Source organism: Lactiplantibacillus sp. C232 (assembly GCF_023806725.1).
Lineage (GTDB): Bacteria > Bacillota > Bacilli > Lactobacillales > Lactobacillaceae > Lactiplantibacillus > Lactiplantibacillus plantarum.
Genome location: NZ_JAMSKZ010000082.1, coordinates 1 through 226 on the forward strand (window position 1 = coordinate 1; position 226 = coordinate 226).

At 46.5% G+C, this 226-nt stretch carries 1 protein-coding gene; it reads left to right on the forward strand.

Annotated elements, in window-relative coordinates:
- A partial coding sequence (locus MZO41_RS16715; protein WP_438286711.1) for a mucin-binding protein occupies positions 1–226 on the forward strand: 226 nt, incomplete at both ends.

Below are 226 nucleotides of genomic sequence, written 5' to 3' on the forward strand. Positions count from 1 at the left end.
GGGTGAAAAGACATATGGGGGTTGGTCGGCAGCGCAACAATTTGCGGCCGTGGATAGTCCAGCAATTAAGGGCTACACACCAGATCAGAGCAAAATTAGTACGCAGACCGTTACTGGCGATTCCAGTGACCTTGAATTTACCATCGTGTACACCAAGAATGCTCCAACCGTGACAACGGAAAGTAAAACGGTCAATGAGACTATTCATTATGTTTATACGGATGGA